This window comes from Streptomyces sp. NPDC101178 (assembly GCF_044767965.1).
In the GTDB taxonomy this organism is placed as follows: Bacteria; Actinomycetota; Actinomycetes; order Streptomycetales; family Streptomycetaceae; genus Streptomyces.
On sequence record NZ_JBIWOZ010000001.1, the window covers coordinates 225,609 to 252,026 of the forward strand.

Consider the following 26,418-nt stretch of genomic DNA (forward strand, 5'->3'; position numbering starts at 1 on the left):
CCCGAGCATGTCGAAGATCAAGCCCAGCAAGGGCGCCCCGTACGCGCGCATCCTCGGGGTCGGCGGCTACCGCCCGACCCGGGTCGTGCCGAACGAGGTGATCCTCGAGACGATCGACTCCTCCGACGAGTGGATCCGCTCCCGCTCCGGCATCGTCACCCGCCACTGGGCCTCCGAGGAGGAGACCGTGGCCATGATGTCGATCGAGGCGTCCGGCAAGGCCATCGCCGACGCGGGCATCGACCCCGAGCAGATCGGCGCGGTCGTCGTCTCGACCGTCTCGCACTTCAAGCAGACCCCGGCCGTCGCCACCGAGATCGCCCACAAGATCGGCTCGGGCAAGCCCGCCGCCTTCGACATCTCGGCCGGCTGCGCGGGCTTCGGCTACGGCCTGACCCTCGCCAAGGGCATGATCGTCGAGGGCTCGGCGGAGTACGTCCTCGTCATCGGCGTGGAGCGGCTCAGCGACCTGACCGACCTGGAGGACCGCGCGACGGCCTTCCTGTTCGGTGACGGCGCGGGCGCGGTCGTCGTCGGCCCCTCGCAGGAGCCGGCCATCGGCCCGACCGTGTGGGGCTCCGAGGGCGACAAGTCCGAGACCATCAAGCAGACGGTGTCCTGGAACGAGCTGCACATCGGCGACGTCTCCCGGCTGCCGCTCGACTCCAAGGGCGAGATCAAGTTCCCGGCCATCACGCAGGAGGGCCAGGCGGTCTTCCGCTGGGCCGTCTACGAGATGGCGAAGGTCGCCCAGCAGGCGCTGGACGCGGCCGGGATCTCCTCCGAGGACCTGGACGTCTTCATTCCGCACCAGGCCAACATGCGGATCATCGACTCGATGGTGAAGACCCTGAAGCTGCCGGAACACGTCACGGTCGCCCGTGACATCGAGTCCACCGGCAACACGTCCGCCGCCTCGATCCCGCTCGCGATGGAGCGGCTCCTGGCGACCGGTCAGGCGAAGAGCGGCGACACCGCGCTCGTCATCGGCTTCGGGGCGGGTCTCGTCTACGCCGCGACGGTCGTTACCCTCCCCTAGGCACACCGGACCTTTTGGTCCGTCACCACGAACCCTGAAGAAACCCACCGAAGGAGCGCCAAGATGGCCGCCACGCAGGAAGAGATCGTCACCGGTCTCGCCGAGATCGTCAACGAGATCGCCGGGATCCCGGTCGAGGACGTCCAGCTGGACAAGTCCTTCACCGACGACCTGGACGTCGACTCGCTGTCCATGGTCGAGGTCGTCGTCGCCGCCGAGGAGCGCTTCGACGTCAAGATCCCCGACGAGGACGTCAAGAACCTCAAGACGGTCGGCGACGCCGCCGACTACATCCTGAAGCACCAGGGCTGATCCCAGCCCGGCTGTGTCGCCACCCGGCGGTGGCGCCGCTGATTCACGACCCTCTACACGTGGAGAAGATTTTCCAGTGAACTCGACCAATCGCACCGTGGTCGTCACCGGTATCGGCGCAACCACTCCGCTGGGTGGCGACTCCGCATCGACCTGGGAAGGTCTGATGGCCGGCCGGTCCGGCGTCAAGCCTCTCGAAGGCGAGCGTTTCGCCGAACTGCCCGTCCGGATCGCCGCCCTCGCGGCCGTCGACCCGAACGACGTACTGCCCCGCCCGCTCGCCCGCAAGCTGGACCGCTCGGCGCAGTTCGCGCTGATCGCGGCCCGCGAGGCGTGGGCCGACGCGGGCTTCACCGCCAAGGCCGGCGAGGACGAGTCCATCGCCCCCGAGCGGCTCGGCTCGGTCATCGCCTCCGGCATCGGCGGCGTGATCACCCTGCTCGACCAGTACGACGTGCTGAAGGAGAAGGGCGTACGCCGCGTCTCCCCGCACACCGTTCCGATGCTCATGCCCAACGGCCCGGCGGCCAACGTCGGCCTGGAGGTCAACGCCCAGGCCGGTGTCCACACGCCGGTCTCCGCCTGCGCGTCCGGCGCCGAGGCCATCGGGTACGCCGTCGAGATGATCCGCACCGGCCGGGCCGACGTGGTCGTGGCCGGCGGCACCGAGGCGGCGATCCACCCGCTGCCGATCGCGGCGTTCGCCAACATGATGGCGATGTCGAAGAGCAACGACGAGCCGGAGAAGGCCTCGCGCCCGTACGACACCGGCCGGGACGGCTTCGTCCTCGGCGAGGGCGCGGGCGTCGTCATCCTGGAGTCGGCCGAGCACGCCGCCAAGCGCGGCGCCAAGGTCTACTGCGAGGTGCTGGGCCAGGGCCTTTCGGCCGACGCGCACCACATCGCGCAGCCCGAGCCGAGCGGCCGGGGCATCGCCGCCGCCATGCAGAACCTGCTGGACTCCAGCGACCTCAAGCCGTCCGAGGTGGTCCACCTCAACGCGCACGCCACGTCGACGCCGCAGGGTGACATCGCGGAGATCAAGGCGCTGCGGAAGGTGCTGGGCGACGACCTGGACCATGTCGCGATCTCGGCGACGAAGTCGATGACGGGGCACCTGCTGGGTGGCGCGGGCGGTATCGAGACGGTGGCCACCGTGCTCGCGCTGCACCACCGGATCGCTCCGCCGACCATCAACGTCGACGAGCTGGACGAGGCGGTCGACGCGGACATCGTGCGCGGGGAGCCCCGGGTGCTGCCCGAGGGGCCGATCGCAGCGATCAACAACTCGTTCGGGTTCGGTGGGCACAACGTGGTGCTGGCGTTCCGCTCCGTGTAGCCCTGCGTTCTACAGGTGAAGCCCGCTTCCCGGTGGCCGGGGAGCGGGCTTCCGTGTGTTTCGGGGCGCTGCCCCGGACTCCGCTCCTCGATCGCCGGAGGGGCTCGGTGCGGTCACACCACCTGGTGCAGCCAGCGGACCGGTGCGCCCTCGCCCGCGTGGCGGAAGGACTCCAGCTCGTCGTCCCACGGCTTGCCCAGGAGGGAGGCGATCTCCGCCTCCAGGTCGCTCTCGCCGCGCGTCGAGCGGGCCAGGGCCGCGCGCAGGCGGTCCTCGGGGATCAGGATGTCACCGTGCATGCCGGTGACGGCGTGGAAGATGCCGAGGCCGGGGGTGGAGCTGTAGCGCTCGCCCTCGGCGGTCGGGCACGGCTCGGCGGTCACCTCGAAGCGGAGCAGGTCCCAGCCGCGCAGGGCGGAGGCGAGCTGCGACGCGGTGCCGGCGCGGCCCTTCCAGGAGAACTCGGACCGCCAGGTGCCGGGGGCGGCCGGCTGTCTGATCCAGTCCAGCTGGACCCGCACACCGAGGACGCCCGCCACTGCCCACTCGACATGTGGGCACAGCGCGCGCGGGGCGGAGTGAACGTACAGGACTCCACGTGTCGTCACCGGAACCTCCCATGTGGGACGAGGTACGCCTTCCCCAGCGGCCTCGCGGCCGTACCGTCTCTTTCCGGACCGTCTCTTTCCGGCCAGGACCCGAGGTTGTCATCAGTAAACAGCATCGGGAGTTAATCTCCTGAAAAGGGACAGTGTGTGACGTGACGTAATGTACCGGAGCCACCCGCCGTGACGAGGTGGGGAACGGTGCCACTGGTTCGACGGGGAAAAGCTACCGTGCGCGGGGGCCGTCCGTGTGACGTACCGTCGGTCCGGACCCCCTGATTCGCCGGCTTTCACCCGGCAGGGCGCGCACGGCCACGACCTGGGGATCGTGGGCTTGCCGGGGGCATGTCCAGCGGCATAGACCAGGGGTTGACCGGAGGGGAACCAGGGATGACGGAGCGTACGACACGCCCACGGATGCGCCGCCGCGTCGCGGGGGCGGCGGCGCTTCTTTTCAGCGCCGTCGCGGCGCTGACCGGATGCGGTGGCGAGAGCTCGGGTGACGGCGTGTCACGGGACGCGCCCGCCGCCTCGTCCTCGTCCTCGTCCTCGCCGACCCCATCTCCCTCCCCCGCCTCCGGCTGGAACCCGAAGCCCGGGTCCGTGGCAGCCGTCGGCGACTCCATCACCCGGGGCTTCGACGCCTGCTCGATGCTGGCGGACTGCCCCGAGGTGTCCTGGGCCACCGGCACCGACAGCCTGGTGCGGAGTCTCGCCGTCCGGCTGCTGGGCACGACGGACGTCACGGACCGGAGCTGGAACCACGCGGTGTCGGGCGCCCGGATGGTCCAGTTGCCGGAGCAGATGGCGCTGGCGGCGAAGGAACGGCCGGAGCTGGTCACCGTGATGATGGGCGCCAACGACGCCTGCCGGGACTCGGTGCGGCTGATGACGCCCGTCGCGGACTTCCGGGCGTCGTTCGAGGCGTCGATGCGGCAGCTGCGGGCCGGGGCGCCGAAGGCGCAGGTGTACGTGGCCAGCGTGCCGGACCTGAAGCGGCTCTGGTCGACCGGACGGCTGGACGAGGGGGCCAAGAGGATCTGGAGCCTCGGCGTCTGCCGGTCCATGCTGGCGGACGCGGACGACCTGGGACCGGCGGCCGTCGCGCGGCGGGACGCGGTGCGGGACCGGGTGGTGGCGTACAACGAGGTGCTGCGGGACGTCTGCGCGAAGGACCGGCGCTGCCGGTACGACGGCGGCGCGGTCTTCGAGTTCCGCTTCACCGGGACCCAGCTCAGCCCGTGGGACTGGTTCCACCCCAGCCGCGACGGCCAGGCCCGGCTGGCGGAGATCGCCTACCGCACCGTCACGGCCACCGAACCGCCCGCGTAGGACCCTCCGTGCGTGGAAGCCTCCGTGCGCGGATTTCGTCCGCGCCGGACGCGATCTCTCCGTGACGCCCTCCAACGTCACCAACGGCATGGGCATCGAGTGGCCGCGCCGCCACCTCGGACCCGACCACCGCATCCACGAGATCGAGAGCCGCTGCCGTACGCCCGTGCACCTCGGCACGACGTTCCTCGTGCTCGCGCCCGGCAAGGCGCCGGTCAACCCCGACCACATCGACGTCGACCGGCTGCCCGCCGTCCTGGACTCCTGGGACATCCTGGTCGCGCCCGAGCCCGAACCGGTCACGGACCTCGTGCTCCGGACGACCTCGATGTGCGGCGGCGCGGGACGCTGGAGTCCTACTTCGGCTGATCCCCGGTGATCTCCACCGTCGCCGTGGCCCGGACGTCCGCCAGGGAGCGGGCCGCCTGGATCTCGTACGTGCCGGGGACGGTCGTCCAGCCGTAGGTCTCCTCGTCCCAGACCTGGTACGCACGGTGCTCGACGGGGACCGTGACCTCCACGCTCTCACCGGGGCCCGCCGTGACCCGCGCGAAGCCGGCGAGCCAGCGGGCCGGGCGCTCGGGGGCTCCCGGGACGGGCTCGGGGGCCAGGTAGATCTGGACGGTGTCGCTGCCGGTGCGGGCGCCTGTGTTGCGGACGCGCACGGTGACCGACTCCGGGGTGGCGGTGACGGCGTCGTACTCCCAGGTGGTGTAGCCGAGGCCATGGCCGAAGGCGTACGCGGGAGTGGTGCCCGCCTGCTCCCAGGCGCGGTAGCCGATGAAGACGCCTTCGCTGTAAGGGAGTTCGCCGCCGGTGGGCGTGGTGGCGGAGACCGGGGCGTCGGCCAGGGTGACGGGCCAGGTGGTGGGGAGGCGGCCGCCCGGCTCCTCCTGCCCGCGGAGTACGTCGGCGAGCGCGTGGCCCGCCTCCTGGCCCGGGAACCAGGTCAGCAGCACCGCGGCGACCTCGTCGCGCCAGGGCAGCTCCACCGGGGAGCCGGAGTTGACGATGACGACCGTACGGGGGTTGGCGGCGGCGACCGCGTGGACCAGGGCGTCCTGGTGGCCCGGGAGCTTCAGGTCGGTGCGGTCGAAGCCTTCGGACTCGACGCGTTCGGTGGTGCCGACGACGACGATCGCGGTGTCCGCGCCGCGGGCCGCCTCGACGGCCTCGGCGATCAGCTCGTCCGGGTCGCGGAGCGGGGCGAGGTGGACGAGCGAGAAGGCGACGCCCTTGAGCGGGTGGCCGGTGGGAGGGCCGGGGCGGTGGTTGAGGGAGACCCGGACCGGAGCGCCTTCGGTGAGCGGGAGGCGGCCGCGTTCGACCGGCTCGTTGAAGAAGGCGCCGAGCGGGTCGGTGCCGGGGGCGCGGTCCTGGGTGCCGTCGAAGAGCGGGCGGTCGTCGACGGTGAGCGCGAAGGAGCCGGTGCCGCGGGTGCCGAAGGTGTGCTCGCCGCTCTCGCGCGGGGTGAAGGTACCGGTGATCTCGACGGTGTCCAGGGTGTCGTGGGTGACGCCTTCGGGCAGGTCGGCGCCGATCCACTGGATCTGGCCGCTGGGCAGCGGGACGGTGGCGAGAACGGTCCCGGAGGCGTCGCGGCAGACGGCGGTGAGGTCGAACCCTGCCTCGGCGATGGCCAGTTCGTCGCTCGGGTCGGCGCCGACCGCGTACGTCAGCGCGCCCTCGGGAAGGGCGGCCACCAGTCCGTCGAGCGGTGGGACCACATGGTCCGGGAAGACCAGCGCCGAGCCGCCGCCGAGCACGCGGGCGTCCCGGGCCAGCGCGCCGGAGAGGGCCACGGTGGTGGCGGGCGCCAGAGGGAGGATGCCGGCCTCGTTGCGTACGAGCACGAAGGAGCGGCGGGCGATCTCGCGGGCCAGCGCCTCGCCGTCCACGGGCGCGGGCAGGTCGGCGGGGTCCACGGCGGGCGGGGCGGTGTCCAGGGCCCCCGTGCGGGCGGCGAGCAGCAGGATGTTCCGTACGGCGATGTCGACGGTCTTCTCGTCCACCTCGCCCGCTCGGACGGCGTCGGCCAGCGCCTCGCCGTAGACCGTGCGCGGGCCGGGCATCGCGGCGTCCAGTCCGCCGGTGATCGCGCCGACGGTGGTCCGGGCGGCGAGCCAGTCGGAGACGATGAAGCCGTCGAAGCCCCACTCGCCGCGCAGCACCGCGTTCTGGAGGTAGCGGTGCTCGGTCATCGTGGAACCGTTGACCTGGTTGTAGGCGGCCATGACACCCCAGGGGCGGGCGTTCTTGACGATCCGCTCGAAGGGCGCGAGGTAGAGCTCGCGCAGCGGGCGCGGGGCGACGACGTTGTTGACGGTGAAGCGGTCGGTCTCGGCGTCGTTGGCGACGAAGTGCTTGACGGTGGTGCCGACCCCGCCGTCCTGGACGCCCTGGACGTAACCGGTGCCGATCTCGCCCGTGAGGTACGGGTCCTCGCTGTACGCCTCGAAGTGGCGGCCGCCGAGCGGGGTGCGGTGCAGGTTGACCGTCGGGGCGAGCAGCACGTGGACGCCCTTGCGGCGGGCCTCCTGAGCGAGCAGGCGGCCCGCGCGCCGGGCCAGCTCCGGGTCCCAGGTGGCGGCGAGCGCGGTGGGCGAGGGCAGCGCGACCGAGGGGTCGGCGGCGGTCCAGCGGACGCCCCGGACGCCGATCGGGCCGTCCGACATCACCAGGGAGCGCAGCCCGATCGCGGGCAGGGCGGGCAGCGACCACAGGTCCTGACCGGCCAGGAGGCGCGCCTTGTCGTCGAGGCCGAGCGCGGCGAGGGCCGTGTCGACGGCGGTCCGACGGAGGGCTTCGGAGTTGCTGGTGCTGGATGCGGCTGCCACGGCCGTACCTCCTGATCGAGTCCGGTGGAGGTCTCCATGGTGTCGCGAAGACCGGTACATCGGTAGGTTTTGTTATATCTTCGTTACGTTGATGAGTGGGGGTCCGGCGATGACGTACGGTCCAGGTGGGCGCGGCCGACGTGGGGCCGGGCGGCACGGAAGGGGCCGGTGATGGCACGGGCCAGGAGCGAGGAGCGGCGGGCCGAGATCCTGCGGGCCACCCTCGAAGTGATCGCCGAGCGCGGCTACCGGGGCGCGACGCTGGGGACGGTGGCCGAGCGGGTGGGGCTGACCCAGCAGGGGCTGCTGCACTACTTCCCGACGAAGGAAGCGCTGCTGGTGGCGGTGTTGGAGGACCGGGACCGCTGGGACACCGGCGGCCGGGGCAGTACCGACGGGGCCTGGCGGCTGGAGCTGCTCGGCTCGCTGGTGGAGTACAACGCGATGCGGCCGGTGATCGTGCGGACGTTCTCGGCGCTGCTCGGCGAGAGCGTGACGGAGGACCACCCGGCCCGGGAGTTCTTCACCCGCCGCTACACCCAGGTCCGGGCCGGCATGGCGGCCACTCTGCGCGCCGAGTACGGCGACACGCTGCCGGGCGGGCTGAGCCCGGAGCGGGCGGCGGTGCTGCTGGTGGCGGTGATGGACGGGCTGCAGTACCAGTGGCTGCTGGACCCGGAGGCGGTGGACATGCCGGAGGCGTTCGCGGACTTCCTGGGACTGCTGGGAGAGCCCGGGGACCCTTCGTAGATTCGTGGAGCTGAAGCTCCTTCGTACAGCTGCCGTTCCTCAGCGCGCCAGGCCCAGCGTGACGCCGAGGCCGACCAGGACCGAGCCGATGGACCGGTTCAGCGCCTTCTGGCGGCGCAGCATCGCGCCGCGCAGCCGGGAGTGCGAGAAGAAGAGCGCGACCAGCGCGAACCAGCCGAGGTGCGCCGCCGACATGAAGAGTCCGTACCCGGCCTGCTGCCACAGGGCGGTCTCCGGACCGACGACCTGCGTGAAGGTCGCGACGACGAACAGGGTCGTCTTCGGGTTGAGCGCGTTGGTCAGGAAGCCGCTGCGCAGCGCGCCGAAGCGGGTGAGGCCCGGCCGGTCCGTGAGGTCGACGTCGAGGTCGGCGCGGGCCAGGAAGGTGCGGACGCCGATGTAGATGAGGTAGGCCGAACCGGCGAGCTTCACCGCGGTGAACACAACGGTGGAGGAGGCGATCAGCAGGCCGACGCCGAGCATCGTGTACGTGACGTGGACCAGGACGCCCGCCGCGACCCCGGCCGCCGCGAGGACGCCGGTCGTGCGGCCGTACAGATAGCTGTTGCGCACGACCATGGCGAAGTCGGCGCCCGGGCTGATGACGGCGAGGACGGTGATGGCGGCGACGGCCAGCAGCTCGGTCATACGGCCCGCTCCTCCGCGGTGGCGGGAAGGCCGGCGGCCGGGTCGACCAGCTCGCGGGCGAGGAGCGTGGCCCCGGCGACCGCTCCCGGCATCAGGAACACCGCGACGAACGGGACCAGGAACGAGAGCGCGAGCGGGACGCCGAAGCCGAGCACCAGCAGTCGGCGGGTGCGCAGCAGGCCGAGCCGCTTCTTCAGGTGCAGCCCGCGGCGCTGGAGGGTCACGCCGGTCAGCTCCTCGGCCAGGAAGTAGCCGGAGACGCAGATGCCGATCGCCGGGACGACGGTCTGGCCGACGACCGGGATGAAGCCGCAGGCGAAGAGGATGATCCCGAAGAGCGCCACGCGCAGCAGGATCCGTACGGAGTCGCGTGCGGAGATCCACAGTTCGCGCCAGAGCGGCAGCCCGGACTCGTGGACCTCGCCGCCCTCGCCCCGTTCGACCTCCTCGGAGAGCGACTCGTAGAACGGCTGGCCGACCAGGAGGGTCACGGCGGTGAAGGTGATGACGGCGAGGAAGAGGCCGAAGAGGAAGACGAGCGCGGTCAGCGTGGTGCGGAGCAGACCGATCCAGGGCGAGGACCAGTCGTCGGCGAACGGGGTGGCCCAGACGACGAAGTCGTCGGCGCCGTAACCGAGTCCGGTCAGCGCGCCCGCGTACACGACGAGGGTGATGAGTCCGGGCAGCAGCCCGAAGCCGAACCACCGGCCGTGTCCGAGGACCCAGCGCTGGCCCTTCATCAAGTAGCCGAAGCCTGCCCCGAGATCGTTCATGGGCGTCAGCGTACTGGCGTACGGATGCGGTACGGAAAACGGCGAGGACCGCACCCCGGAGCGGGGTGCGGTCCTCGCGCTGAGCCGGTGCGTCAGGCGACGGAGAGCTCGACCTTGATGTTGCCGCGGGTCGCGTTCGAGTAGGGGCAGACCTGGTGGGCCTTCTCGATGAGCGACTGGGCGGTGGCGGCGTCGACGTTGGGGATGGTCGCGCTGATGGCGACCTCCAGGCCGAAGCCGCCGGCCTCGGTCTTGCCGATGGAGACCGAGGCGGTGACCGTCGAGCCGGAGATGTCGGCGTTCTCCTGGCGGGCGACGACGCCGAGCGCGCCCTGGAAGCAGGCGCTGTAGCCCGCCGCGAAGAGCTGCTCCGGGTTGGTGCCCGCGCCGCTGCCGCCGAGCGCCTTCGGCGGGTTGACGACGACGTCGAGCTGGCCGTCGTCCGAGGAGACGCGGCCGTCCCGGCCGTTCTCCGCGGTGGCGACAGCGGTGTAGGCGACGTCGATCTTCTGGATGGTCATGATGTGAGGATTCCTCCTGTTGGTGCGCCGCGACTCGCGCCCACGACCGCGACGGCCTGGGATGAGCCTAACGCGTGACCGGAACGGGCCCGGGACGGACCCGGGCCCGGCCCGGGGGCGGGTCAGACGAGCGAAACGATCATCTTCCCGGTGTTCTCACCGCGCAGGAGGCCGACAAACGCGTCGTAGCCGTGTCCGATGCCTTCGACCGTCGTCTCGCGGTACTTCAGCTCACCGGAGGCCAGCCAGCCGGCCACCTCCTCGACGAACTTCGGCTGGAGGTCGGCGTGGTCGCCGACGAGCATGCCCTGGAGGCGCAGCCGCTTGCCGATGATCAGCGCCATGTTGCGCGGGCCGGGGGTCGGCTCGGTCGCGTTGTACTGCGCGATCATGCCGCAGATGGTGGCGCGGCCGTGCACGTTGAGCGCGCCGATGGCGGCTTCGAGGTGTTCGCCGCCGACGTTGTCGAAGTAGACGTCGATGCCGTCCGGGGCGGCTTCCTTGAGCTGGTCGCGGACCGGCCCGTCCTTGTAGTTGAACGCGGCGTCGAAGCCGTACTCCTCCGTAAGGAGCTTGACCTTCTCGTCGGAGCCGGCCGAGCCGATGACCCGGGAGGCGCCCTTGAGCTTGGCCAGCTGGCCGACCTGGCTGCCGACGGCACCGGCGGCGCCGGAGACGAAGACCGCGTCGCCCTCCTTGAAGGAGGCGACGTCGAACAGGCCCGCGTAGGCGGTGAGTCCGGTCATGCCGAGGACGCCGAGGTAGGCGGAGAGCGGGGCCAGGTCGGGGTCGACCTTCACCGCGTGCTTCGCGGGCACGTCGGCGATCTCGCGCCAGCCGAGGCCGTGCAGGACGTGGTCGCCGACGGCGATCCCCTCGGCGTTCGAGGCGATGACCTCGCCGACCGCGCCGCCGTCCATCGGGTGGTCGAGCTTGAACGGCGGGGTGTACGACTTCACGTCGTTCATCCGGCCGCGCATGTACGGGTCGACGGAGAAGTACTTGTTGCGGACGAGGATGCGGCCTTCGGCCGGAGCGGCCACGGCGGCCTCACGCAGCGCGAAGTCCTCGGCCTTGGGCCAGCCGTGGGGGCGGGCGACGAGGTGCCATTCGCGGCTGGACGCGGGAAGTGCTGCAGACATGGGCTCGGGGTCTCCTCAATGTCCTACGGGGGAAGCTTCGGGGGAAAGCTTCATGACATGAAACAACCCTGCTCCTTCATATTTCATATTGTCAAGTAAATCGGTACGCTGGTCCCCATGGCCACCCGCACAGACCCCCTGACCCTTGAGGTCGTCGAGCTCATCGGCACCGTCGTGGCGCGCTACCACGAGGAGTACGACCGGGCCGCCGCCGAACACTCCCTCACCGGGGCGCAGGCGCGGGTCCTCGGGCTGCTGGCGATGGAGCCGACCCCGATGCGGAAGATCGCCGTCAAGCTGAAGTGCGAGCCGTCGAACGTGACCGGCATCGTGGACCGTCTGGAGACCCGCGGCCTGGTCGAGCGCCGGGCGGACCCGGTCGACCGCCGCGTGAAGCTGGCTGCCGCGACGGAGTCGGGCCGGCGGACGGCCCGGGAGCTGCGCGACGCGCTGACCTTCGCCCGGGAGCCGCTGGCCGAGCTGTCGGACGCGGAGCGGACGGTGCTGCGGGATCTGCTGCGGCGGATGCTGGGCGAGGCGTAGGACCCGTCGCCCCTGTCGGCACCACCAGAGGGCTCCGTCGAGATGCCGTCGGCACGGGTGGCAGTCATCCATGGCGCCCGCGGATCAGACGTGCGGAGATCACCTCAGGAAGCCGGCCGGGTGAGAATCCGGTGCGGAACGGAGGATTCCGCGGACGGTCGGTCCGATACGCCTGACCTGCGGGAGGATGGGCGGCATGACCGCTCCCACCCCCTTCGGCCCGCGCGAATTCCAGCTCGTCCTGCTCCGCCGGATGGCCGACCACCAGCCGGATCTGGTCGAGGAGGCGCGCCAAGAGCTGAGTGCCTCGCTCGCGGATCTGCGGGAGGCCAACCGCCGCTGGCAGGCCATGGTCCGCGCGCCCCGGGGCCGGGGATCGCTGCGGCGCTACCGCTCGGTGCTCGGTGCGCCGGAGCTGGCGCTGAAGCGGCGCGTGGGCGACCTGGAGTGCGAGGCGCTGCTCTGGCCGGTGCCGCTGTGGCCGGACCTCCGGTTCGAGGTGATGGCCGGGCCGGGCGGGGCCGTGTGGAACGAGTGGCTCGTCCGGGCCCCGGAGGCGGCGGGCCCGCGGCTCACCTCCGTACCGTCTCTCCGCCCCTGGTCGTGCACGGTGGACGAGGTGGCACGGGCCTTTCCGCCGGCGCGGCCGATGGAGGGCAGCGCGCCGACCCGGTGGGCGCTGGCCGTCACCGACCCGGCGAGCGGGGAGGCGTACGTCGCCGAGTTCACCTGGGGCCTGTTCCAGCGGCTGCTGCCGGGGTGAGCTGGCGGGGCGTCAGCTTCTCCCCCTCGTACGGCCTCGTACGGCGCAGCCCAGCGCGCGCGACCCGGCGGGGAACGCGACGATGCGATGAGAGGCCGGCTCCCGCCGGTACCCCCATCCGCGCTCTCGGGAGAACCTGCCGTGACCGTCAGCCTTGAGCAGTTGCAGCGTTGCCATGTCGCCGTCGATCTCGGGGCCGCGAGGACCCGTGTGTACGTGAAGGGGCTCGGGCTCGTCGTCGACGAACCGAGCGTCGCCGCCGTCAACACCCGTACCGGATCGCTCATCGCGGTCGGGGTGCTCGCCGAGCAGATGACCGGCCGCACCCCCGAATACATCCGGGTGGTCCGCCCGGTCTCCGGCGGCTCCGTCGTCGACATCGAGATGGCCCAGCGGATGCTGCGCCATCTGCTCGGCGACAAGCTCCGCCGCCAGCTGCGCCGCAAGCCCCGGCTGCGCGCCGCCGCCTGCATCCCGCACGAGGCCGATCCGCTGGCCCGGCGCGCCACGGTGGAGACGCTCACCGGGCTCGGCGCCCGGCGGGTCGAGCTGGTGGACACGCTGATCGCGGCGGCGGCCGGCTGCGGGCTGCCGGTGGAACAGCCGACCGCGACCATGATCATGGCGTGCGGCGCGGCCACCACGCAGATCGCGGTGCTCTCGCTCGGCTCGATCGTGACGGCCGTACGGATCCCGGTCGGCGGCAACGCGATCGACGAGGCGGTGATCCAGTACCTGCGCCAGCACCACGCGCTGATGCTGCCGAGCCAGTCCGTGCGTCCGCTGCAACTGGCGCTGCACGGCAACGGCCTCCAGCTCACCGGACCCGCCCTCACCGAGATCCACGGCCGGGACGTGGCGACCGGCCTGGCCCGCTCGGTGCGGGTCGACACCGCCGCCGTACGGAAGGCCATCCACACCCCGCTCACCGCCGTCCTGGACGGGGTCGGCAAGGTGCTGCGCGAGTGCCCGCCCGATCTGGTGGCCGACCTCGCGGACCGCGGGATCATGATGGTGGGCGGCAGCGCGCTGCTGCCGGGGTTCGACGAGATGCTCCGGGACGCGACCGGTATGCCGGTGTTCATCGCCGACCGGCCCGACGTCTGCTCGGTGCTCGGTCTCGGGGCGATGCTGGACGGCAAGATCCAGCCGATGGTCCTCAACCCGACCGCGAGTTAGGCCCGGGTGCCGGTGGACCGGCTGCCGATGCTCCTGGAGGCCGTCCTCAGCATCGGCAGCGACCTCGGTCTCCGGGCCACCCTCCAGCAGATCGTGGACACCGCGACCACGTTGGCCGGGGCCCGGTACGGCGCGCTCGGTGTGCTGGAGCCCGACCAGGACCGGACCGAGGCGCTCTACACCACCGGGATGACGGGGGAGGAGCGGCGGCTCGTCGACCGCTTCCTCCCGGAGCGCCGGGCCTCCCTCCCTCCGGAGGAAGGGAGGAGGACACCGCCCGCTCCGCCACACCTCCTGGCCCCCATCCAGGTGCACACCGAACTCTTCGGCCACCTCTGTCTTGCCGGGAGGAGTTCGGGTTCCTTCAGCGAGACGGACCGGGCCCTGCTGCACGTCCTCGCCGCCCAGGCGGGCATCGCGATCGGCAACGCCCGGCTCTACGAGAGCGCCCGGCAGCGCGAGCGGTGGATCGAGGGGGCGGCGGCCGTCACCACGGCCCTGCTGACCGGGACGAACGCGTCCGACGCCCTGATGACCGTGGCCGAGAGGGCCCGGCTGCTGGCCGGTGCCTCGGCCGGGGTGATCCTCCAGCCGACCGAGGCGGGCGGCATGGAGATCGTGACCGCCTCCACGCTCGACGACCCGGCGGGCATCGTCGGCGCGACCATCGCGCCCGGCTCCCCGGTCCTGGTCCACCTGCTCGGCGGCGAACCGGTCTTCATCGACGACTCCGCCACCGACCCCCGGATGACCACCGACGTACGGTCCCGGTTCGGGCCCAGCATGATGCTGCCGCTGCAGAGCGGCGGCCGGCTCATCGGCACCCTCGCCCTGCCCAGGCACCGCGGCGCACCTCCGTACACGGCGGTCGACCGGCTGCTGGCGACCCAGTTCGCCTCGCAGGCCGCCCTGGCGCTGGTGATGGCCGACGCGCAGGCGGACCGGGAGCAGCTCGCGGTGTACGAGGACCGCGACCGGATCGCCCGTGACCTGCACGATCTGGTGGTCCAGCGGCTCTTCGCCACGGAGATGATGCTGGAGTCGACGCGCCGGCGTGCGGCCACGGAGGAGGACGCGAGCGAGCTGCTCGGGCGGGCCGTGGACGAGCTGGACTCCACCATCCAGGAGGTCCGCACCGCGATCTTCGCGCTCCAGCAGCCGCCGGCCGAGGCGCCGAGCACGTTCCGGGGCCGGGTGCTGCGGGAGACCGGTGGCGCGTCGGCGCTGCTCGGTTTTCCGCCGTCGGTGCACTTCACGGGGGCGGTGGACGCGCTGGTGGGTGAGGAGGCGGGCCGGGAGCTGCTGGCCGTGCTGCGCGGAGCGCTGGCCGCCGCGCACCGCAGGGCCGGGGTCTCGGCGATCGACGTGGCGGTGGACGCGACGGTCCGGCTGGCGGACGGGCGGGTTGCCGTGCGGCTGGTGGTGGCGGATGACGGGCAAGGTGAGGGGGACGGCCCGACGGCGGTGACCTGGCAGACGCCGCTCTGACGCGGTGAGCGGCTCGCCACGCTGACGCGGTGAGCGCCCGGTGTGCGTGCTCGCGAGCGGCGCGGCGGAGCCGTCAGTGCTTCGGGGCCGCCCGCAGCGCGATCCGGGTGTTGGAGTGCGCGACCCCGGCCTCCCGTCTCAGCCGCCGCAGCAGCGTGTCCAGCGACACCGGGTCGGCGGCCGTGGCGCGGATCAGGTAGTCGTGGCCGCCCGTCACGTGCACCACCTCCGTGATCCCGGGCAGCATCAGCACCGAGCGCTCGAACTCCTCGTTCGTCGTGTCGAGCCGCAGCGTCACATCGATGAAGACGACCAGGCCCGAACGGGTGTCGGCGGCCGGGTCGACGATGACGGTGAAGCCGCGGATCACCCCGTCCTTGCGCATCCGGCGGACCCGGTCGCCCGCCGCGTTGGCGCTGAGTCCCACCCGTACGCCCAGATCCCGGTACGAGATCCGGGCGTCCTCCTGGAGAATGCCGAGGATTTCCCTGTCCAGCCGATCCATACCGCGATTGTCCCAGCTTGCGGCGATATCGGCTGAGCAGAGCGGGTACCGGCGGACGGGAGCGCGCTGTCGCCCGGTCGGCGCAGTCCGGCGGGCCGTGCGCTCCGCCGCGCCCTTGACTTACGGGTGTGAACACCGCCGTCAAGCAGTCCCCCGAGCCGCCGGACACCTCCGCACCGGCCGCGACACCGTCCGCCGCCGCGTACCGCAATCTCGCCATGGCCACGATCGGCTTCGCCCTCACCTTCTGGGCGTGGAACCTGATCGCGCCGATGTCCGGCGACTACAAGGACCGGCTCGGGCTCAGCTCGTTCCAGCAGTCGTTCCTGGTGGCCGTGCCGGTGCTGGTCGGGTCGCTCGGCCGGATCCCGGTGGGCGCGCTGACGGACAAGTACGGCGCGAAGCTGATGTTCCCGCTGGTGTCGGCGCTGACCATCGTGCCGGTGCTGCTGCTGATCCCGGCGAAGAACTCGTACGGGGCGATGATCGCGGTCGGCTTCCTGCTCGGGCTCGGCGGGACGACGTTCGCGATCGGCGTCCCGCTGGTGAACTCGTGGTTCCCGCCCGCCAAGCGGGGCTTCGCACTGGGCGTGTTCGGGATGGGCATGGGCGGGGTGGCGCTGTCGGGCTTCTTCACCCCGCGCATCGCGAAGCACGGGGACAATCTGCCCTTCCTGGTGGTCGCGGGGGCGCTGGTGGTGTTCGCCCTGCTCTCCGCCGTCCTGATCAGCGACCATCCCGGCCGGAAGATCCCCACGGACACGCTGGTGCACCGGCTGGGCGAGGCCGGGAGACTGCGGGTGACGTGGGAACTGTCGGCGCTGTACGCGATCGGCTTCGGCGGGATCGTGGCGTTCGGGGTCTATCTGCCGACGTACCTGAAGACCTGGTACGAGATGTCACCGACCGAGGCGGGCACCAAGGCGGCCGGGTTCGCGCTGGTCACGGTCGTCTTCCGGCCGATCGGCGGCTGGCTCTCGGACCGGATCCACCCGGCGCTGGTGACGTCCGGCGCACTGCTGCTGGCGGCCCTGATGGCGGTCGTCCAGGCCTTCGAGCCGCCGCTGAACCCCATCGGCACCATCGCTCTGCTGGCCATGGCGGCCGGGCTCGGCACGGCGAGCGGCAGCGTGTTCGCGCTGGTCTCGCAGGTGACCCCGCAGCCGAAGGTGGGCAGTGTGACGGGCATCGTCGGCGCCATGGGCGGGCTCGGCGGCTTCGTACCGCCGCTGGTGATGGGCGCGATCTACAGCGCCAAGGACAGTTACGCGATCGGCTTCATGCTCCTGTCCGATCTGGCGCTGGCGGGATGCGTGTACGCGTACGGGCGGATGCGGACCATCCAGCGCGACGGGTGAGGTCCTCGGACGTGAAGAACGGCCGCGTTCCCGCCGGAACGCGGCCGTTCGTGTGAGGGCCCGGCTCTACCCGCGCCGCTGCTCGAAGCGGTCCGCCCAGTACGCGGTCCGGTCCAGGTACGCCGTCTCGGCGGCCGCCCCGGTCTTGCCGTAGGCCCCCTCGAAGGTCTCGTAGCCGTGGCCCGGGGGCGGGTCGGAGGCGGCCGGTTCGATGGAGCTGCCCTCGTGCCACTCGTTGAACGAGGTGACGGAGACCCAGGTGGGGTCACCGCCGATCGCCGGGTCCAGGGCGTTGTTCCACTGGCGGTCGTACGAGGCGCCGTCCGCGCGGCCCAGGGTGGGGGTGGTGTTGCCGGGTACGGCCCGGTCGTCGATGTAGCCGGGGGCGACCGAGGGGGCCCAGACCAGGCCGTTGGCCTTGGCGTAGTCGCCCGCGTTCTTCCAGCCGGGCGCGGTTGCGCCGGCGATGCCGTCGTAGGTGTAGAGACCGCCGAAGTGGGCGACCTTGCTGGTGTCGGTGGTCTGGGCGAGGACGATGGCGGTGTCCTTGACGGCGTCCAGCGCCGACCAGTCCTGGATCCGCAGGCTCTCGAAGACGTAGTAGGCGTTGCGGTCGCCGTGGGCCGCGTCCCGGTAGAAGGCGGGGTGGTCGCCGAACTTCCCTTCCAGGTAGGTGATGTCGTCGACGACGGAGGCGGCGGTGCGGCCGGTGTACGGCTCGATGTGCCAGGCGACCTCGATGCCGTGGCGGGCGGCGGCGTCCATCACGTCACCGGCGAGGCCGTCCTCGTAACTCCCCCGCCCCCACCAGCTGTAGACGATGACGCCCGCGCCGGACCGATTCACCCACTCCATGTGCTGGTCGACCGCCCCGGCGATGTCCCCGGAGTCGTACGGGCCGAGCTTGGGGTAGAGGTCGGCGCCGATGGAGGCCGGCGGGGTGTGGCCGCCCTGCTGCCAGTGGCGCCAGCTCCCCGCCGGGCCTTCCGGGGTGCCGTACCAGGGGTAGTAGAAGAGGTGGACGTCCGAGGAGCCCTCGTCCTCGGCGGCCGGGGCGCGGGTGAGGGTGAAGCGGTCGACGTCGAAGAGGGCGCCCGCTCCCCCGGTGAACCGCAGGAACAGCGGGCCCGACCCGGCGGTCAGCGTGGTGGTGACCTCGGTGAAGGTCTCCCAGCCGCCGGTCGGGGCGACGTCCACGGAGCCCAGGAGCGGCCCGGTGGCCGAGCCGGAGCGGATCTCGACCGTGCCGCCCGCACCGGCCGAGGAGACGGTGGCGGTGAAGGCGGTCGCTCCGGCGGTGTCGAGGGAGGAATACCCCGCCCAGTCGCCGTCGTCGATGTAGCCGAGGGTGGCGCCGCCGCTCGCCGCCGCGTGCGGGGCGGCCTGGACGCCGGAGGAGGAGGTGTACGCCTCCGCCTCGGCGCTGTCGCCATCAGGGCCGGGGGCTCCGGTGGAGGAGCAGTCCGCCTCGACGGCTCCGGCCGCGTACTGGATCCCGCCCAGGAGGAGTTGGCGGAAGTCCGGGTCGGCGAAGGACTCGATGGTGTGGCCGAGTCCGGTGTAGAAGGAGCGGCCGTCCTGCTGCTCGTGGCACCAGGTGATGGGGTGGTCGCCGGCCATCTCGCCGCCGCTGTAGCTGGATTCGTCGAGCGACTGGAGGACGTGGACGTCTCCGCGCGGGTTGGAGCGGTAGTTGTACCACTCGTCCGTCCGCGTCCAGGTGTCGTCCAGGTGCGCGGTGGCCGGGTGGACGTGGTCCTCGGTGGTGAGGCGGGCCTCCTGGATCGCCGGATGGCTCTTGAACCAGGCGCCGACGAGGTCCTCGTACTCCGGCCAGTCGTACTCGGTGTCGGCCGCCGCGTGGACGCCGACGAAGCCGCCGCCTCCGTCGACGTACCCCTTCAGGGCGTCCTGCTGGCTGTCGTCCAGGACGTCGCCGGTGGTGGAGAGGAAGACGACGGCCTCGTACGTGGCCAGGTTCTGCGGGGTGAAGGCGGTCGCGTCCTCGGTGGCGGTGACGGTGAAGTCGTTGGCCGCGCCCAGCTGTTGGATGGCGGTGGTGCCCGCCGGGATGGAGTCGTGGCGGAATCCGGCGGTCTTGGAGAAGACGAGGACCTGGTACGGGTCGGCCGCTGCCGCGCTCGGGACGGCCGGGCTCAGGAGGGCCGCTCCGAGAGCGAGCGCCGCGGCGCAGGCCAGGCGGCGGATGCGGGATCGTCTCATCGGTTGCTCACCCGTGCTCCCTGAGTGGTGAAGGTGAAGGCGTCCAGGTCGAAGAGGCTGCCCTGGCCTGTCGGGCCGGTGAAGACGAAGAACAACTCGGTGGACCCTGAAGGGGCGTTGTTCACGTCGGCCGTGACGTCCACGTAGTTCTCCCAGCCGCCGGTCGGGGCGACGGGCAGAGACGCGAGCAAGGTGCCCGTCGGAGAGCCGGCTCGGACCTCCAGGGTGCCGCCGGCGCCGCCCGAGGCGACCCGCGCCGTGATGGAGGAGGCGTTGGACAGGACGTACGGCTTGAAGGAGACCCAGTCGCCGTCGTCCGTGTAGCCGACCGCCGCGCCGCCCTCGGCCGGCCCGTGCGTGGCGACCTCGATGCCGGAGTGGGCGGCGAAGTGCTCGCCCTGGCGGTGGCGGGGCTGGAGGATGGAGTCGCTGTGGGTGGTCAGCCCGCCCGCGTCGGTGTACTCGGCGTCGAAGACCCCGTAGATGTTGGCGGCGCTGTCGTGCTCGCCGTCCACGGGCACGTCGATGGTGCCGGAGCAGCCGTTCTTCGAGGTGATCTGGTGGCGGTGGCTGTCATGGCCGAGGAGGTAGGTGACCTTGACCTTGGAGCAGTCGACCGTGCCGTCCTCGGGGTCGCTGACGGTCACGGTGAACGGGACGGAGTCGCCGAAGGAGAAGAGGGTGCCGTCCGCCGGGGTCGTGAGGGTGACCGTGGGCGCGGTGTTGCCCGCCGTCACGACCAGGCTGGCGGTGCCGGTGAGCCCTTCGGGGTCGGTGACGGTGAGCGTCGGGGTGAAGGTCCCGGCGGTGGTGTAGGTGTGGTCGGGGTTCGGGTCGGTGGAGGTGGACCCGTCACCGAAGTCCCAGGCGTAGGTGAGGTCTCCGCCCTCGGGGTCGTTGCTGCCGGCCGAGGAGAAGGAGACCGCGAGCGGGGTGGGTCCGGAGGTCCTGTCGGCGGTGGCCCTGGCGACCGGGGAGCGGTTGCTGCCCGCGAGGTACTCGATGCGGTAGAGAGCCTGGTTGCTCGCGCCGGTTCCGTAGTCGAGGACGTACAGCGCCCCGTCCGGTCCGAACGCGGAGTCCATCACCTGGGTGCCGGTCCACGGGAAGGTGTCGATCACCCCGGGTGATCCGTCGGCCTTCACCTCGACCGGCTTGATCCACTTGCGGCCGTACTCGGTGGCGAAGAACCGGCCGTCGAGCGAGGCCGGGAACTTCACGGCGGAGTCGAGGTCCGGGTCGAAGTTGTATACGGGTCCGGCCATCGGGGACTCGGAGCCGCTGCCGAACTCCGGCGGAGAGCCCGCGTCACCGGCGTACCGGATCCAGGCCGGCTGAGCCGGAGGGAGGGTGGCGAGGCCGGTGTTGCGGAAGGAGTTGTTGGCCGGGCCGGCCGCGCAGTCGTACTTGGCTCCGGCGGGGCCGCTGGGGAAGGTGTACTCGCCGTACGTCTCCGTGGGCGTGTTGGTGCCCGTGCAGTACGGCCAGCCGAAGTTGCCGGGCTCGGTGACGCGGTTGAACTCGACCTGGCCGCTGGGGCCCCGGTTCGGGTCGGTGGTTCCGGCGTCGGGGCCGTAGTCACCGATGTAGACGGCTCCGGTCGACTTGTCGACGGACATCCGGAACGGGTTGCGGAAGCCCATCGCGTAGATCTCGGGGCGGGTGTCCGCGGTGCCGGGGGCGAAGAGGTTGCCCGCCGGGACGGTGTAGCCGCCGTCGGCGGTCGGCTTGATCCGGAGCAGCTTGCCGCGCAGGTCGTTGGTGTTGCCGGAGGACCGCTGGGCGTCGAACTGCGGGTTGCGGTCCGTGCGCTCGTCGATCGGCGCGTAGCCGCTGGACTCGAAGGGGTTGGTGTCGTCGCCGGTGGTCAGGTAGAGGTTCCCGGCGGCGTCGAAGTCGATGTCCCCGCCGACGTGACAGCACTGGCCCCGGTCGCTCTCGACTTCCAGGACGACCTTCTCGCTGGCGGTGTCCAGCGTCCCGTCGGCCTTCAGCACGAAGCGGGAGAGGTTGAGGTGGCCCTTCCACGGCTCGAAGTCGGCGGCCGAGCCGGTGGTGGGGGCATCGCCGGGCGGGGTGTCCAGGGCGGGCGAGTAGTAGAGGTAGACGTACCGGTTGGCCGCGAAGTCCGGGTCGACACCGACGCCCTGGAGGCCTTCCTCGTCGTGCGTGTAGACGTCGAGCTTGCCCGCCGTCTTCGTCGAACCGGCCGCGTCGGTGAGGCGCAGTGTGCCGTCGCGGGCGGTGTGCAGGACGGACCGGTCGGGCAGCACGGCGAGGGACATGGCCTCGCCCAGTTCGGCCGGACCGAGGGCGAGTTGGACCTGCTGGTAGTCGGCGGCGGGGATGTCGGCCGCGGCGCGTGGGGCGCGGGCGTCGGGGTCGTCGGCCGTGGCCGTGGCGGTGGGGACGGCCAGGGCGGTGGCCAGCAGGGCGGCGAGCGCGGTGGCGTATCTGGACCAGCGTGGGGGTGCGGGTGACATGGTGTGGGGTCGTTCCTTCCTGACGGTACGTGGGGTCTGTCAGGCAAGGCGCTGTCGCGCTTTGCGACGTGCAGGGGATCTCGGGCGCTCGGCTGCAGGCGGCATTTTTCTTCCGGAGAGCGCTCCAACACCCTTGTGGGGCAGGCTTTTTGCATGCTGGCAACGCAAAATTAATTTGTCAATGCTGTATCGAAATTGCGGTTCGATGCTCCGTGCAGCCATGTGGCAGGCGGGGCGGGCCCTCCGGAAGCCCGACCCGGGTGCCCCGAAAGCCCGACCTGGGGGCTCCGAAAGCCCGACCTGGGGTGACGCTGCCCTCATCGGCCTCCGGGTCCCGGCGCGGCCCGCGCCGACGCCCTAGGCTTCCCGGCGTGACCCTCCTTCTCCCCGCGCTCCAGTCCCCCACCGGCCCGGCAGCCTCCCGGGAGGCCGTCCGCTTCGGCGCCCTCTCCCTGACCTACGGCGAGCTGGCCGCCGCCTCCACCGCACTCGCCGCCCGGATCGCGGACGCGGGCCGGGTCGCCGTCTGGGCCACCCCGACGGCCGAGACGGTGATCGCGGTGGTGGCGGCGCTGCGGGCCGGGGTGCCGGCCGTGCCGCTCAACCCCCGTACGGGGGAAGCCGAGTTGGCGCACATCCTGGCCGACAGCGAGCCCACGGCCGTCCTGGCGGGTCCGGACGACGCGCTGCCCCCGGCGCTGGAGAAGCTGCGGCGGGTGACGGTCGACGCGCGGGCGTCCGAGCGTACGGACGGTCACCCGGCGGTCGAGGCCGATCCCGAGGCCCCCGCCCTCATCGTCTACACCTCAGGCACCACCGGCCCGCCCAAGGGCGCCGTCCTGCCCCGCCGGGCCATCGCCGCGTCCCTGGACGCGCTGGAGGACGTCTGGGGGTGGACCGGCGGCGACGTCCTTGTCCACGCCCTGCCGCTGTTCCACGTCCACGGGCTGATCCTGGGCGTCCTCGGCCCGCTGCGCCGGGGCGGCTCGCTGCGCCACCTGGGGAAGTTCTCCGCCGATGGCGTGGCCCGTGAACTCGGCTCCGGGGGCACGATGCTCTTCGGCGTACCGACGATGTACCACCGGCTCGCGGAGGTGCTGGACACACCGGCCGGCACCGGCGAACGGGACGCACTGGCCGAGGCGTTGAGCGGGGCGCGGCTGCTGGTCTCCGGTTCGGCGGCGCTGCCCGTGCACGACCACGAGCGCATCGCGGCGGCGACCGGGCGGCGGGTGATCGAGCGGTACGGGATGACGGAGACCCTGATGAACACGGGAATCCGGGCGGACGGCGTACCGCGCCCGGGCACGGTCGGCCCGCCGCTCGCCGGGGTGGAGCTGCGCCTGGTGGAGGAGGACGGCACGGTGCTCGACGAGCCCGGGGCGATCGGCGAGATCCAGGTGCGCGGCCCGAACCTGTTCACCGGATACCTGAACCGGCCCGACGCCACGGCCGCCGCCCACACGGCCGACGGCTGGTTCCGTACGGGGGATGTCGGCACGGTGGACGAGGACGGGTACGTCACGATCGTCGGGCGCAAGGCCACCGACCTGATCAAGAGCGGCGGCTACAAGATCGGCGCGGGCGAGATCGAGAACGTGCTCCTCGCCCACCCCGGCGTCCGGGAAGCGGCCGTGACCGGCGAGGCGGACCCGGACCTCGGCGAGCGGGTGGTGGCCTGGGTGGTCGCGGCCGACCCGGACTCTCCGCCACGGCCCGAAGAGTTGGCGGACCATGTGGCGGGCCAGCTGGCCCCGCACAAGCGCCCGCGCACGGTGCACTTCCTGGACGCGCTGCCCCGTAACGACCTGGGCAAGATCATGAAGAGGTCGCTCGATGCCCGCTGAGCCGTCGGCCCGGATGACGGCCCGGGAGGCGATCGCGCTGCTCACCGGCGCGGCGGACTTCACCGAGCACCGCCCGCCGCCGCGCACCCTGCCGCCGGACGGCCCGCTCGGCTGGACCGGGTACGACGCGGCGCGGGAGCGGGCGGTCGAGCGCACGGGCGAGGCGGAGTCCGTGGTGTACGGGACAGGAGTCGTGGGCGACCGGGAGTGCGTGCTCCTCTCCTTCGAATTCGGCTTCCTGGGCGGCTCTTTGGGCCTGCTGACGGGTGACCGTCTGGAGGCCGCGTACGAACTGGCCCTGGCCCGGCGCCTCCCGCTGCTGGCGCTCGTCGCCACGGGCGGCAGCCGGATGCAGGAGGGCATGGTCGCGCTCACCCAGCTCCAGCGGGTGGCCGCCGCCTCCACCCGGCTGCGGGCGGCCGGGCTCCCGCAGATCGCCGTGGTCCGCGATCCGACGACCGGCGGCGGCTGGGCCACGGTGGGGGCGGGCGCGGATGTGGTGCTGGCGCTGCCCGGCGCGCAGGTGGGCTTCGCCGGTTCCCGGGTACGGCCGCCGGACGCCGACCCGTACGCGTACAGCGCCGAGGGCCAGTTCGCGGCGGGCCAGGTGGACGCGGTCGTCCCGGCCGACGAGCTGGCCGCCACGGTGACGCACTGGCTGCACGCGCTGGGGCCGCACGAAGATCTGCCCGCCGCGCCGGTGCCCCGCGCACTGCCGGCGGCGCGGGCCGGGTCGGCGGCCGGAGCCGGTACCGGGACGGGAGCCGGTGCGGGATCGGCGGCCGACAGGAACCCGGCGGCCCCGCTGCCCGAGACCGGGCGGGAGGCGGTGGCGCGGGCCCGCGATCCGCAACGCCCGCGCGCAGAGGCGTACTTGGCCGACTACTTCACCGTACGGCTCCCCCTTCACGGCGACCGCTCCGGCTCCACGGACTCCGGGCTGCTGACCGGCTTCGGGCTGCGTGCGGACGGGCAGCCGGTCGCGTACGTCGCCCAGTGCGGTACCCCGACCCGCCCGGCCGGATACCGTACGGCGGCCCGCACGATCCGGCTCGCGGACCGGCTCGGCGTCCCCGTCCTCACCCTGGTCGACACCCCCGGTGCGGCCAACGACGCCGAGGCGGAGCGGGCAGGTGCGGGTGCCGCCATCGCGGACACCTTCGCGGCGATCGCGGCGGCCCGGGTCCCGGTGACGACGCTGGTGATCGGCGAGGGCGGTTCTGGCGGGGCGCTGGCGCTCGCGGCACCGGACAACACCCATGTGACGGTGGACAGTTACTTCTCCGTCATCGCTCCGGAGCTGGCCGCGGCGATCCTCAAGCGGCCGACGGAGGAGACCGGCGCCACCGCCGACCAGTTGCGGCTGCGCCCGCAGGACCTCGTGGATCTGGGCTTCGCCCGCTCGATCGTCGGGTGAACCGGAGGCGTGGTCACGGCTGCGGGTCCCGGGCGTCGTAGCGGGCGAAGCCGCGCCACTTCAGCGCGAGCAGGGTCACGGCGGTCACGCACAGGATGCCGCCGCCGGTGACGGCGACGGTGGGCGAGGCGAGGTCCGCCACCGAGCCGGCCAGGAAGTCGCCGAGGCGGGGTCCGCCCGCCACGACCACGATGAAGACGCCCTGGAGGCGGCCGCGCAGCTCGTCGGGGACGGCCGCCTGGAGCATCGTGTTGCGGAAGACCATGGAGACGGTGTCGGCGCACCCGGCGAGCGCCAGGAAGAGCAGCCCGAGCCAGAGGTGTCGGGTGAGCCCGAAGACGGCGATGGCGGCGCCCCAGCTGCCGACGGCCAGCAGGACGGCGAGGCCGTGCAGCCGGACACGGCCGAGCCAGCCGGAGAACACCCCGCCCAGGAGTGCCCCGAGCGCGGGGGCGGCGACGAGCATGCCGGTGGTCCGGGCGTCACCTCCGTACCAGACGATGGCGACGACCGGGAAGAGCGCCCGGGGGTGGGCGAGGACCATGGCGCACAGGTCGGTCAGGAAGGTCATCCGGAGGTTGGGCCGGCCTCCGAGGAAACGCAGCCCGTCCAGTACGGAGGCCCGCTTGCGCGCCCCGCCGTCCTCCCGGCCCTCCTGGCCGTCCCGGTCGGGCAGCATCGCGGGCAGCCGCCACATCGCGTAGAGGGAGGCGGTGAAGGTGACGGCGTCGACGGTGTACGCGGCGCGGTACCCCCACCAGCCGACGATCAGCCCGCCCAGCATCGGCCCGACGAGCGCGCCCGTCGTACTGGTCATGGAGCTCAACGCATTGGCGGCGGGCAGCTGTTCGGGCGGCAGCAGCCTGGCCACCATCGAGGAGCGGGCGGGTGCGTTGAGCGCGAAGCAGACGGCCTGGAGGGCGACGATCGCGTACAGCAGGCCGACGTTCTCGACGCCCGCGAAGGTGGCGGCCATCAGGACGAGGGCCAGGGAGAACGAACCGGCCGCGCTGAACAGCCCGAGCTTGCGCCGGTCGACGGTGTCGGCGACGGCCCCGCCGTAGAGCCCGAAGACGACGAGCGGCACCAGCGAGCAGAACCCGATGAGCCCGACGGAGAACGCGGACCCGGTGATGTCGTAGACCTGGAGCGACACGGCGAGGGCCGTCATCCCCTGTCCGATCCAGGACACGGTGTTCCCGAACCAGAGCCGCCGGTAGTCGGGGTAGGACCGCAGCGGGGTCAGGTCGGCGAGTATCCGCGTGCGGTGTACAGGTGGTTCGCTCGTTTCGGTCACAGAGGATGGTAGCTACG

At 72.2% G+C, this 26,418-nt stretch carries 22 protein-coding genes and 1 pseudogene; 13 read left to right on the top strand and 10 right to left on the bottom strand.

From position 1 onward, the window contains the following. Nucleotides 1-7: 7 nt before the first annotated feature. From ACIRR8_RS01030 to fabF, 3 genes are all read left to right on the top strand, one after another. Complete coding sequence (locus tag ACIRR8_RS01030) at nucleotides 8-1,039, top strand: ketoacyl-ACP synthase III (RefSeq protein ID WP_404057593.1); 1,032 nt, start codon at nucleotides 8-10, stop codon at nucleotides 1,037-1,039. Between the two features lie 63 nt (nucleotides 1,040-1,102). Continuing rightward, the gene (locus tag ACIRR8_RS01035; RefSeq protein WP_014045780.1) at nucleotides 1,103-1,351 is read left to right on the top strand and encodes an acyl carrier protein; all 249 of its coding nucleotides are present in this window, start codon (nucleotides 1,103-1,105) and stop codon (nucleotides 1,349-1,351) included. A 76-nt stretch (nucleotides 1,352-1,427) separates the two neighbouring features. Further along, a complete protein-coding gene (fabF, locus tag ACIRR8_RS01040; protein ID WP_404057595.1) occupies nucleotides 1,428-2,690 on the top strand; it encodes a beta-ketoacyl-ACP synthase II in 1,263 nt (420 codons plus the stop codon). Nucleotides 2,691-2,803: 113 nt separating this feature from the next. Here the strand turns inward: fabF and ACIRR8_RS01045 are convergent, their stop codons facing one another. Then, complete coding sequence (locus tag ACIRR8_RS01045) at nucleotides 2,804-3,298, bottom strand: DUF3145 domain-containing protein (RefSeq protein WP_084745747.1); 495 nt, start codon at nucleotides 3,296-3,298, stop codon at nucleotides 2,804-2,806. Nucleotides 3,299-3,685: 387 nt separating this feature from the next. Here ACIRR8_RS01045 and ACIRR8_RS01050 point away from each other — a divergent pair, with 387 nt between their 5' ends. Beyond that, nucleotides 3,686-4,627 carry an SGNH/GDSL hydrolase family protein gene (locus ACIRR8_RS01050; protein WP_404057598.1) on the top strand — a complete coding sequence of 314 codons (942 nt, stop codon included), beginning with the start codon at nucleotides 3,686-3,688 and terminating at the stop codon, nucleotides 4,625-4,627. 28 nt (nucleotides 4,628-4,655) lie between these two features. Further along, nucleotides 4,656-4,964: pseudogene (locus tag ACIRR8_RS01055) on the top strand (amidinotransferase); the annotation flags it as partial. 19 nt (nucleotides 4,965-4,983) lie between these two features. On the opposite strand, the gene ACIRR8_RS01060 reads toward ACIRR8_RS01055, so the two are convergent. Next, nucleotides 4,984-7,464, bottom strand: coding sequence for a glycoside hydrolase family 3 protein (locus ACIRR8_RS01060; RefSeq protein ID WP_404057600.1), 2,481 nt, complete (start codon nucleotides 7,462-7,464; stop codon nucleotides 4,984-4,986). Between the two features lie 171 nt (nucleotides 7,465-7,635). On the opposite strand from ACIRR8_RS01060, the gene ACIRR8_RS01065 reads away from it, so the two are divergent. Beyond that, on the top strand, nucleotides 7,636-8,214 hold the full coding sequence (locus ACIRR8_RS01065; protein WP_404057602.1) for a TetR/AcrR family transcriptional regulator: 579 nt from the start codon (nucleotides 7,636-7,638) through the stop codon (nucleotides 8,212-8,214). 39 nt (nucleotides 8,215-8,253) lie between these two features. On the opposite strand, the gene ACIRR8_RS01070 is transcribed toward ACIRR8_RS01065, so the two are convergent. The 4 genes from ACIRR8_RS01070 to ACIRR8_RS01085 form a co-directional block, all read right to left on the bottom strand. Continuing rightward, nucleotides 8,254-8,862 (bottom strand): LysE family translocator, encoded by a 609-nt coding sequence (locus tag ACIRR8_RS01070; RefSeq protein WP_404057604.1) that lies wholly within the window; start codon nucleotides 8,860-8,862, stop codon nucleotides 8,254-8,256. Continuing rightward, nucleotides 8,859-9,635: an EI24 domain-containing protein gene (locus ACIRR8_RS01075; RefSeq protein WP_404057606.1), complete on the bottom strand. Its 777-nt coding sequence runs from the start codon at nucleotides 9,633-9,635 to the stop codon at nucleotides 8,859-8,861. The genes ACIRR8_RS01070 and ACIRR8_RS01075 overlap by 4 nt, the downstream gene beginning before the upstream one ends. Before the next feature lie 92 nt (nucleotides 9,636-9,727). Further along, a complete protein-coding gene (locus ACIRR8_RS01080) occupies nucleotides 9,728-10,156 on the bottom strand; it encodes an organic hydroperoxide resistance protein (RefSeq protein WP_404057608.1) in 429 nt (142 codons plus the stop codon). Between the two features lie 122 nt (nucleotides 10,157-10,278). Then, on the bottom strand, nucleotides 10,279-11,298 hold the full coding sequence (locus ACIRR8_RS01085; RefSeq protein WP_404057610.1) for an NADP-dependent oxidoreductase: 1,020 nt from the start codon (nucleotides 11,296-11,298) through the stop codon (nucleotides 10,279-10,281). A 117-nt stretch (nucleotides 11,299-11,415) separates the two neighbouring features. Between ACIRR8_RS01085 and ACIRR8_RS01090 the strand changes: the two genes are divergently transcribed. The 4 genes from ACIRR8_RS01090 (at nucleotide 11,416) to ACIRR8_RS01105 (ending at nucleotide 15,271) form a co-directional block, all read left to right on the top strand. Further along, on the top strand, nucleotides 11,416-11,841 hold the full coding sequence (locus ACIRR8_RS01090) for a MarR family winged helix-turn-helix transcriptional regulator (protein ID WP_404057612.1): 426 nt from the start codon (nucleotides 11,416-11,418) through the stop codon (nucleotides 11,839-11,841). Nucleotides 11,842-12,037: 196 nt separating this feature from the next. Further along, nucleotides 12,038-12,604 carry a hypothetical protein gene (locus ACIRR8_RS01095; protein WP_404057614.1) on the top strand — a complete coding sequence of 189 codons (567 nt, stop codon included), beginning with the start codon at nucleotides 12,038-12,040 and terminating at the stop codon, nucleotides 12,602-12,604. Nucleotides 12,605-12,745: 141 nt separating this feature from the next. Next, entirely contained in the window at nucleotides 12,746-13,783 is a 1,038-nt protein-coding gene (locus tag ACIRR8_RS01100) for a rod shape-determining protein (protein ID WP_404057616.1), read from the top strand. A gap of 27 nt (nucleotides 13,784-13,810) precedes the next feature. Beyond that, nucleotides 13,811-15,271, top strand: coding sequence for a GAF domain-containing protein (locus ACIRR8_RS01105; RefSeq protein ID WP_404058671.1), 1,461 nt, complete (start codon nucleotides 13,811-13,813; stop codon nucleotides 15,269-15,271). 73 nt (nucleotides 15,272-15,344) lie between these two features. Here ACIRR8_RS01105 and ACIRR8_RS01110 read toward each other — a convergent pair whose 3' ends face one another. Next, nucleotides 15,345-15,776: an Lrp/AsnC family transcriptional regulator gene (locus ACIRR8_RS01110; protein ID WP_404057618.1), complete on the bottom strand. Its 432-nt coding sequence runs from the start codon at nucleotides 15,774-15,776 to the stop codon at nucleotides 15,345-15,347. Nucleotides 15,777-15,904: 128 nt separating this feature from the next. Between ACIRR8_RS01110 and ACIRR8_RS01115 the strand changes: the two genes are divergently transcribed. Continuing rightward, complete coding sequence (locus tag ACIRR8_RS01115; protein WP_404057620.1) at nucleotides 15,905-17,134, top strand: nitrate/nitrite transporter; 1,230 nt, start codon at nucleotides 15,905-15,907, stop codon at nucleotides 17,132-17,134. 66 nt (nucleotides 17,135-17,200) lie between these two features. On the opposite strand, the gene ACIRR8_RS01120 is transcribed toward ACIRR8_RS01115, so the two are convergent. Together ACIRR8_RS01120 and ACIRR8_RS01125 are read right to left on the bottom strand one after the other, a co-directional pair. After that, nucleotides 17,201-19,357 carry a ThuA domain-containing protein gene (locus tag ACIRR8_RS01120; RefSeq protein ID WP_404057622.1) on the bottom strand — a complete coding sequence of 719 codons (2,157 nt, stop codon included), beginning with the start codon at nucleotides 19,355-19,357 and terminating at the stop codon, nucleotides 17,201-17,203. Then, nucleotides 19,354-21,840, bottom strand: coding sequence for a PQQ-dependent sugar dehydrogenase (locus ACIRR8_RS01125; RefSeq protein ID WP_404057624.1), 2,487 nt, complete (start codon nucleotides 21,838-21,840; stop codon nucleotides 19,354-19,356). The genes ACIRR8_RS01120 and ACIRR8_RS01125 overlap by 4 nt, the downstream gene beginning before the upstream one ends. 371 nt (nucleotides 21,841-22,211) lie before the next feature. Between ACIRR8_RS01125 and ACIRR8_RS01130 the strand changes: the two genes are divergently transcribed. Then, a complete protein-coding gene (locus ACIRR8_RS01130) occupies nucleotides 22,212-23,687 on the top strand; it encodes an acyl-CoA synthetase (RefSeq protein WP_404057626.1) in 1,476 nt (491 codons plus the stop codon). Next, nucleotides 23,677-25,104, top strand: coding sequence for a carboxyl transferase domain-containing protein (locus tag ACIRR8_RS01135; RefSeq protein ID WP_404057628.1), 1,428 nt, complete (start codon nucleotides 23,677-23,679; stop codon nucleotides 25,102-25,104). Before ACIRR8_RS01130 ends, ACIRR8_RS01135 begins: the two co-directional genes overlap by 11 nt. Before the next feature lie 13 nt (nucleotides 25,105-25,117). Here the strand turns inward: ACIRR8_RS01135 and ACIRR8_RS01140 are convergent, their stop codons facing one another. After that, nucleotides 25,118-26,401, bottom strand: a complete 1,284-nt coding sequence (locus ACIRR8_RS01140; RefSeq protein ID WP_404057630.1) for an MFS transporter — start codon at nucleotides 26,399-26,401, stop codon at nucleotides 25,118-25,120. Nucleotides 26,402-26,418 lie beyond the last annotated feature (17 nt).

Coding starts and splice junctions, on each gene's coding strand:
- ACIRR8_RS01030 (WP_404057593.1), top strand. CDS start 8: ATGTCGAAGATCAAGCCCAGCAAGGGCGCCCCGTACGCGCGCATCCTC.
- ACIRR8_RS01085 (WP_404057610.1), bottom strand. CDS start 11,298: ATGTCTGCAGCACTTCCCGCGTCCAGCCGCGAATGGCACCTCGTCGCC.
- ACIRR8_RS01120 (WP_404057622.1), bottom strand. CDS start 19,357: ATGAGACGATCCCGCATCCGCCGCCTGGCCTGCGCCGCGGCGCTCGCT.
- ACIRR8_RS01075 (WP_404057606.1), bottom strand. CDS start 9,635: ATGAACGATCTCGGGGCAGGCTTCGGCTACTTGATGAAGGGCCAGCGC.
- ACIRR8_RS01050 (WP_404057598.1), top strand. CDS start 3,686: ATGACGGAGCGTACGACACGCCCACGGATGCGCCGCCGCGTCGCGGGG.
- ACIRR8_RS01125 (WP_404057624.1), bottom strand. CDS start 21,840: ATGTCACCCGCACCCCCACGCTGGTCCAGATACGCCACCGCGCTCGCC.
- ACIRR8_RS01080 (WP_404057608.1), bottom strand. CDS start 10,156: ATGACCATCCAGAAGATCGACGTCGCCTACACCGCTGTCGCCACCGCG.
- ACIRR8_RS01065 (WP_404057602.1), top strand. CDS start 7,636: ATGGCACGGGCCAGGAGCGAGGAGCGGCGGGCCGAGATCCTGCGGGCC.
- ACIRR8_RS01095 (WP_404057614.1), top strand. CDS start 12,038: ATGACCGCTCCCACCCCCTTCGGCCCGCGCGAATTCCAGCTCGTCCTG.
- ACIRR8_RS01135 (WP_404057628.1), top strand. CDS start 23,677: ATGCCCGCTGAGCCGTCGGCCCGGATGACGGCCCGGGAGGCGATCGCG.
- ACIRR8_RS01110 (WP_404057618.1), bottom strand. CDS start 15,776: ATGGATCGGCTGGACAGGGAAATCCTCGGCATTCTCCAGGAGGACGCC.
- ACIRR8_RS01105 (WP_404058671.1), top strand. CDS start 13,811: ATGCTCCTGGAGGCCGTCCTCAGCATCGGCAGCGACCTCGGTCTCCGG.
- ACIRR8_RS01070 (WP_404057604.1), bottom strand. CDS start 8,862: ATGACCGAGCTGCTGGCCGTCGCCGCCATCACCGTCCTCGCCGTCATC.
- ACIRR8_RS01090 (WP_404057612.1), top strand. CDS start 11,416: ATGGCCACCCGCACAGACCCCCTGACCCTTGAGGTCGTCGAGCTCATC.
- ACIRR8_RS01035 (WP_014045780.1), top strand. CDS start 1,103: ATGGCCGCCACGCAGGAAGAGATCGTCACCGGTCTCGCCGAGATCGTC.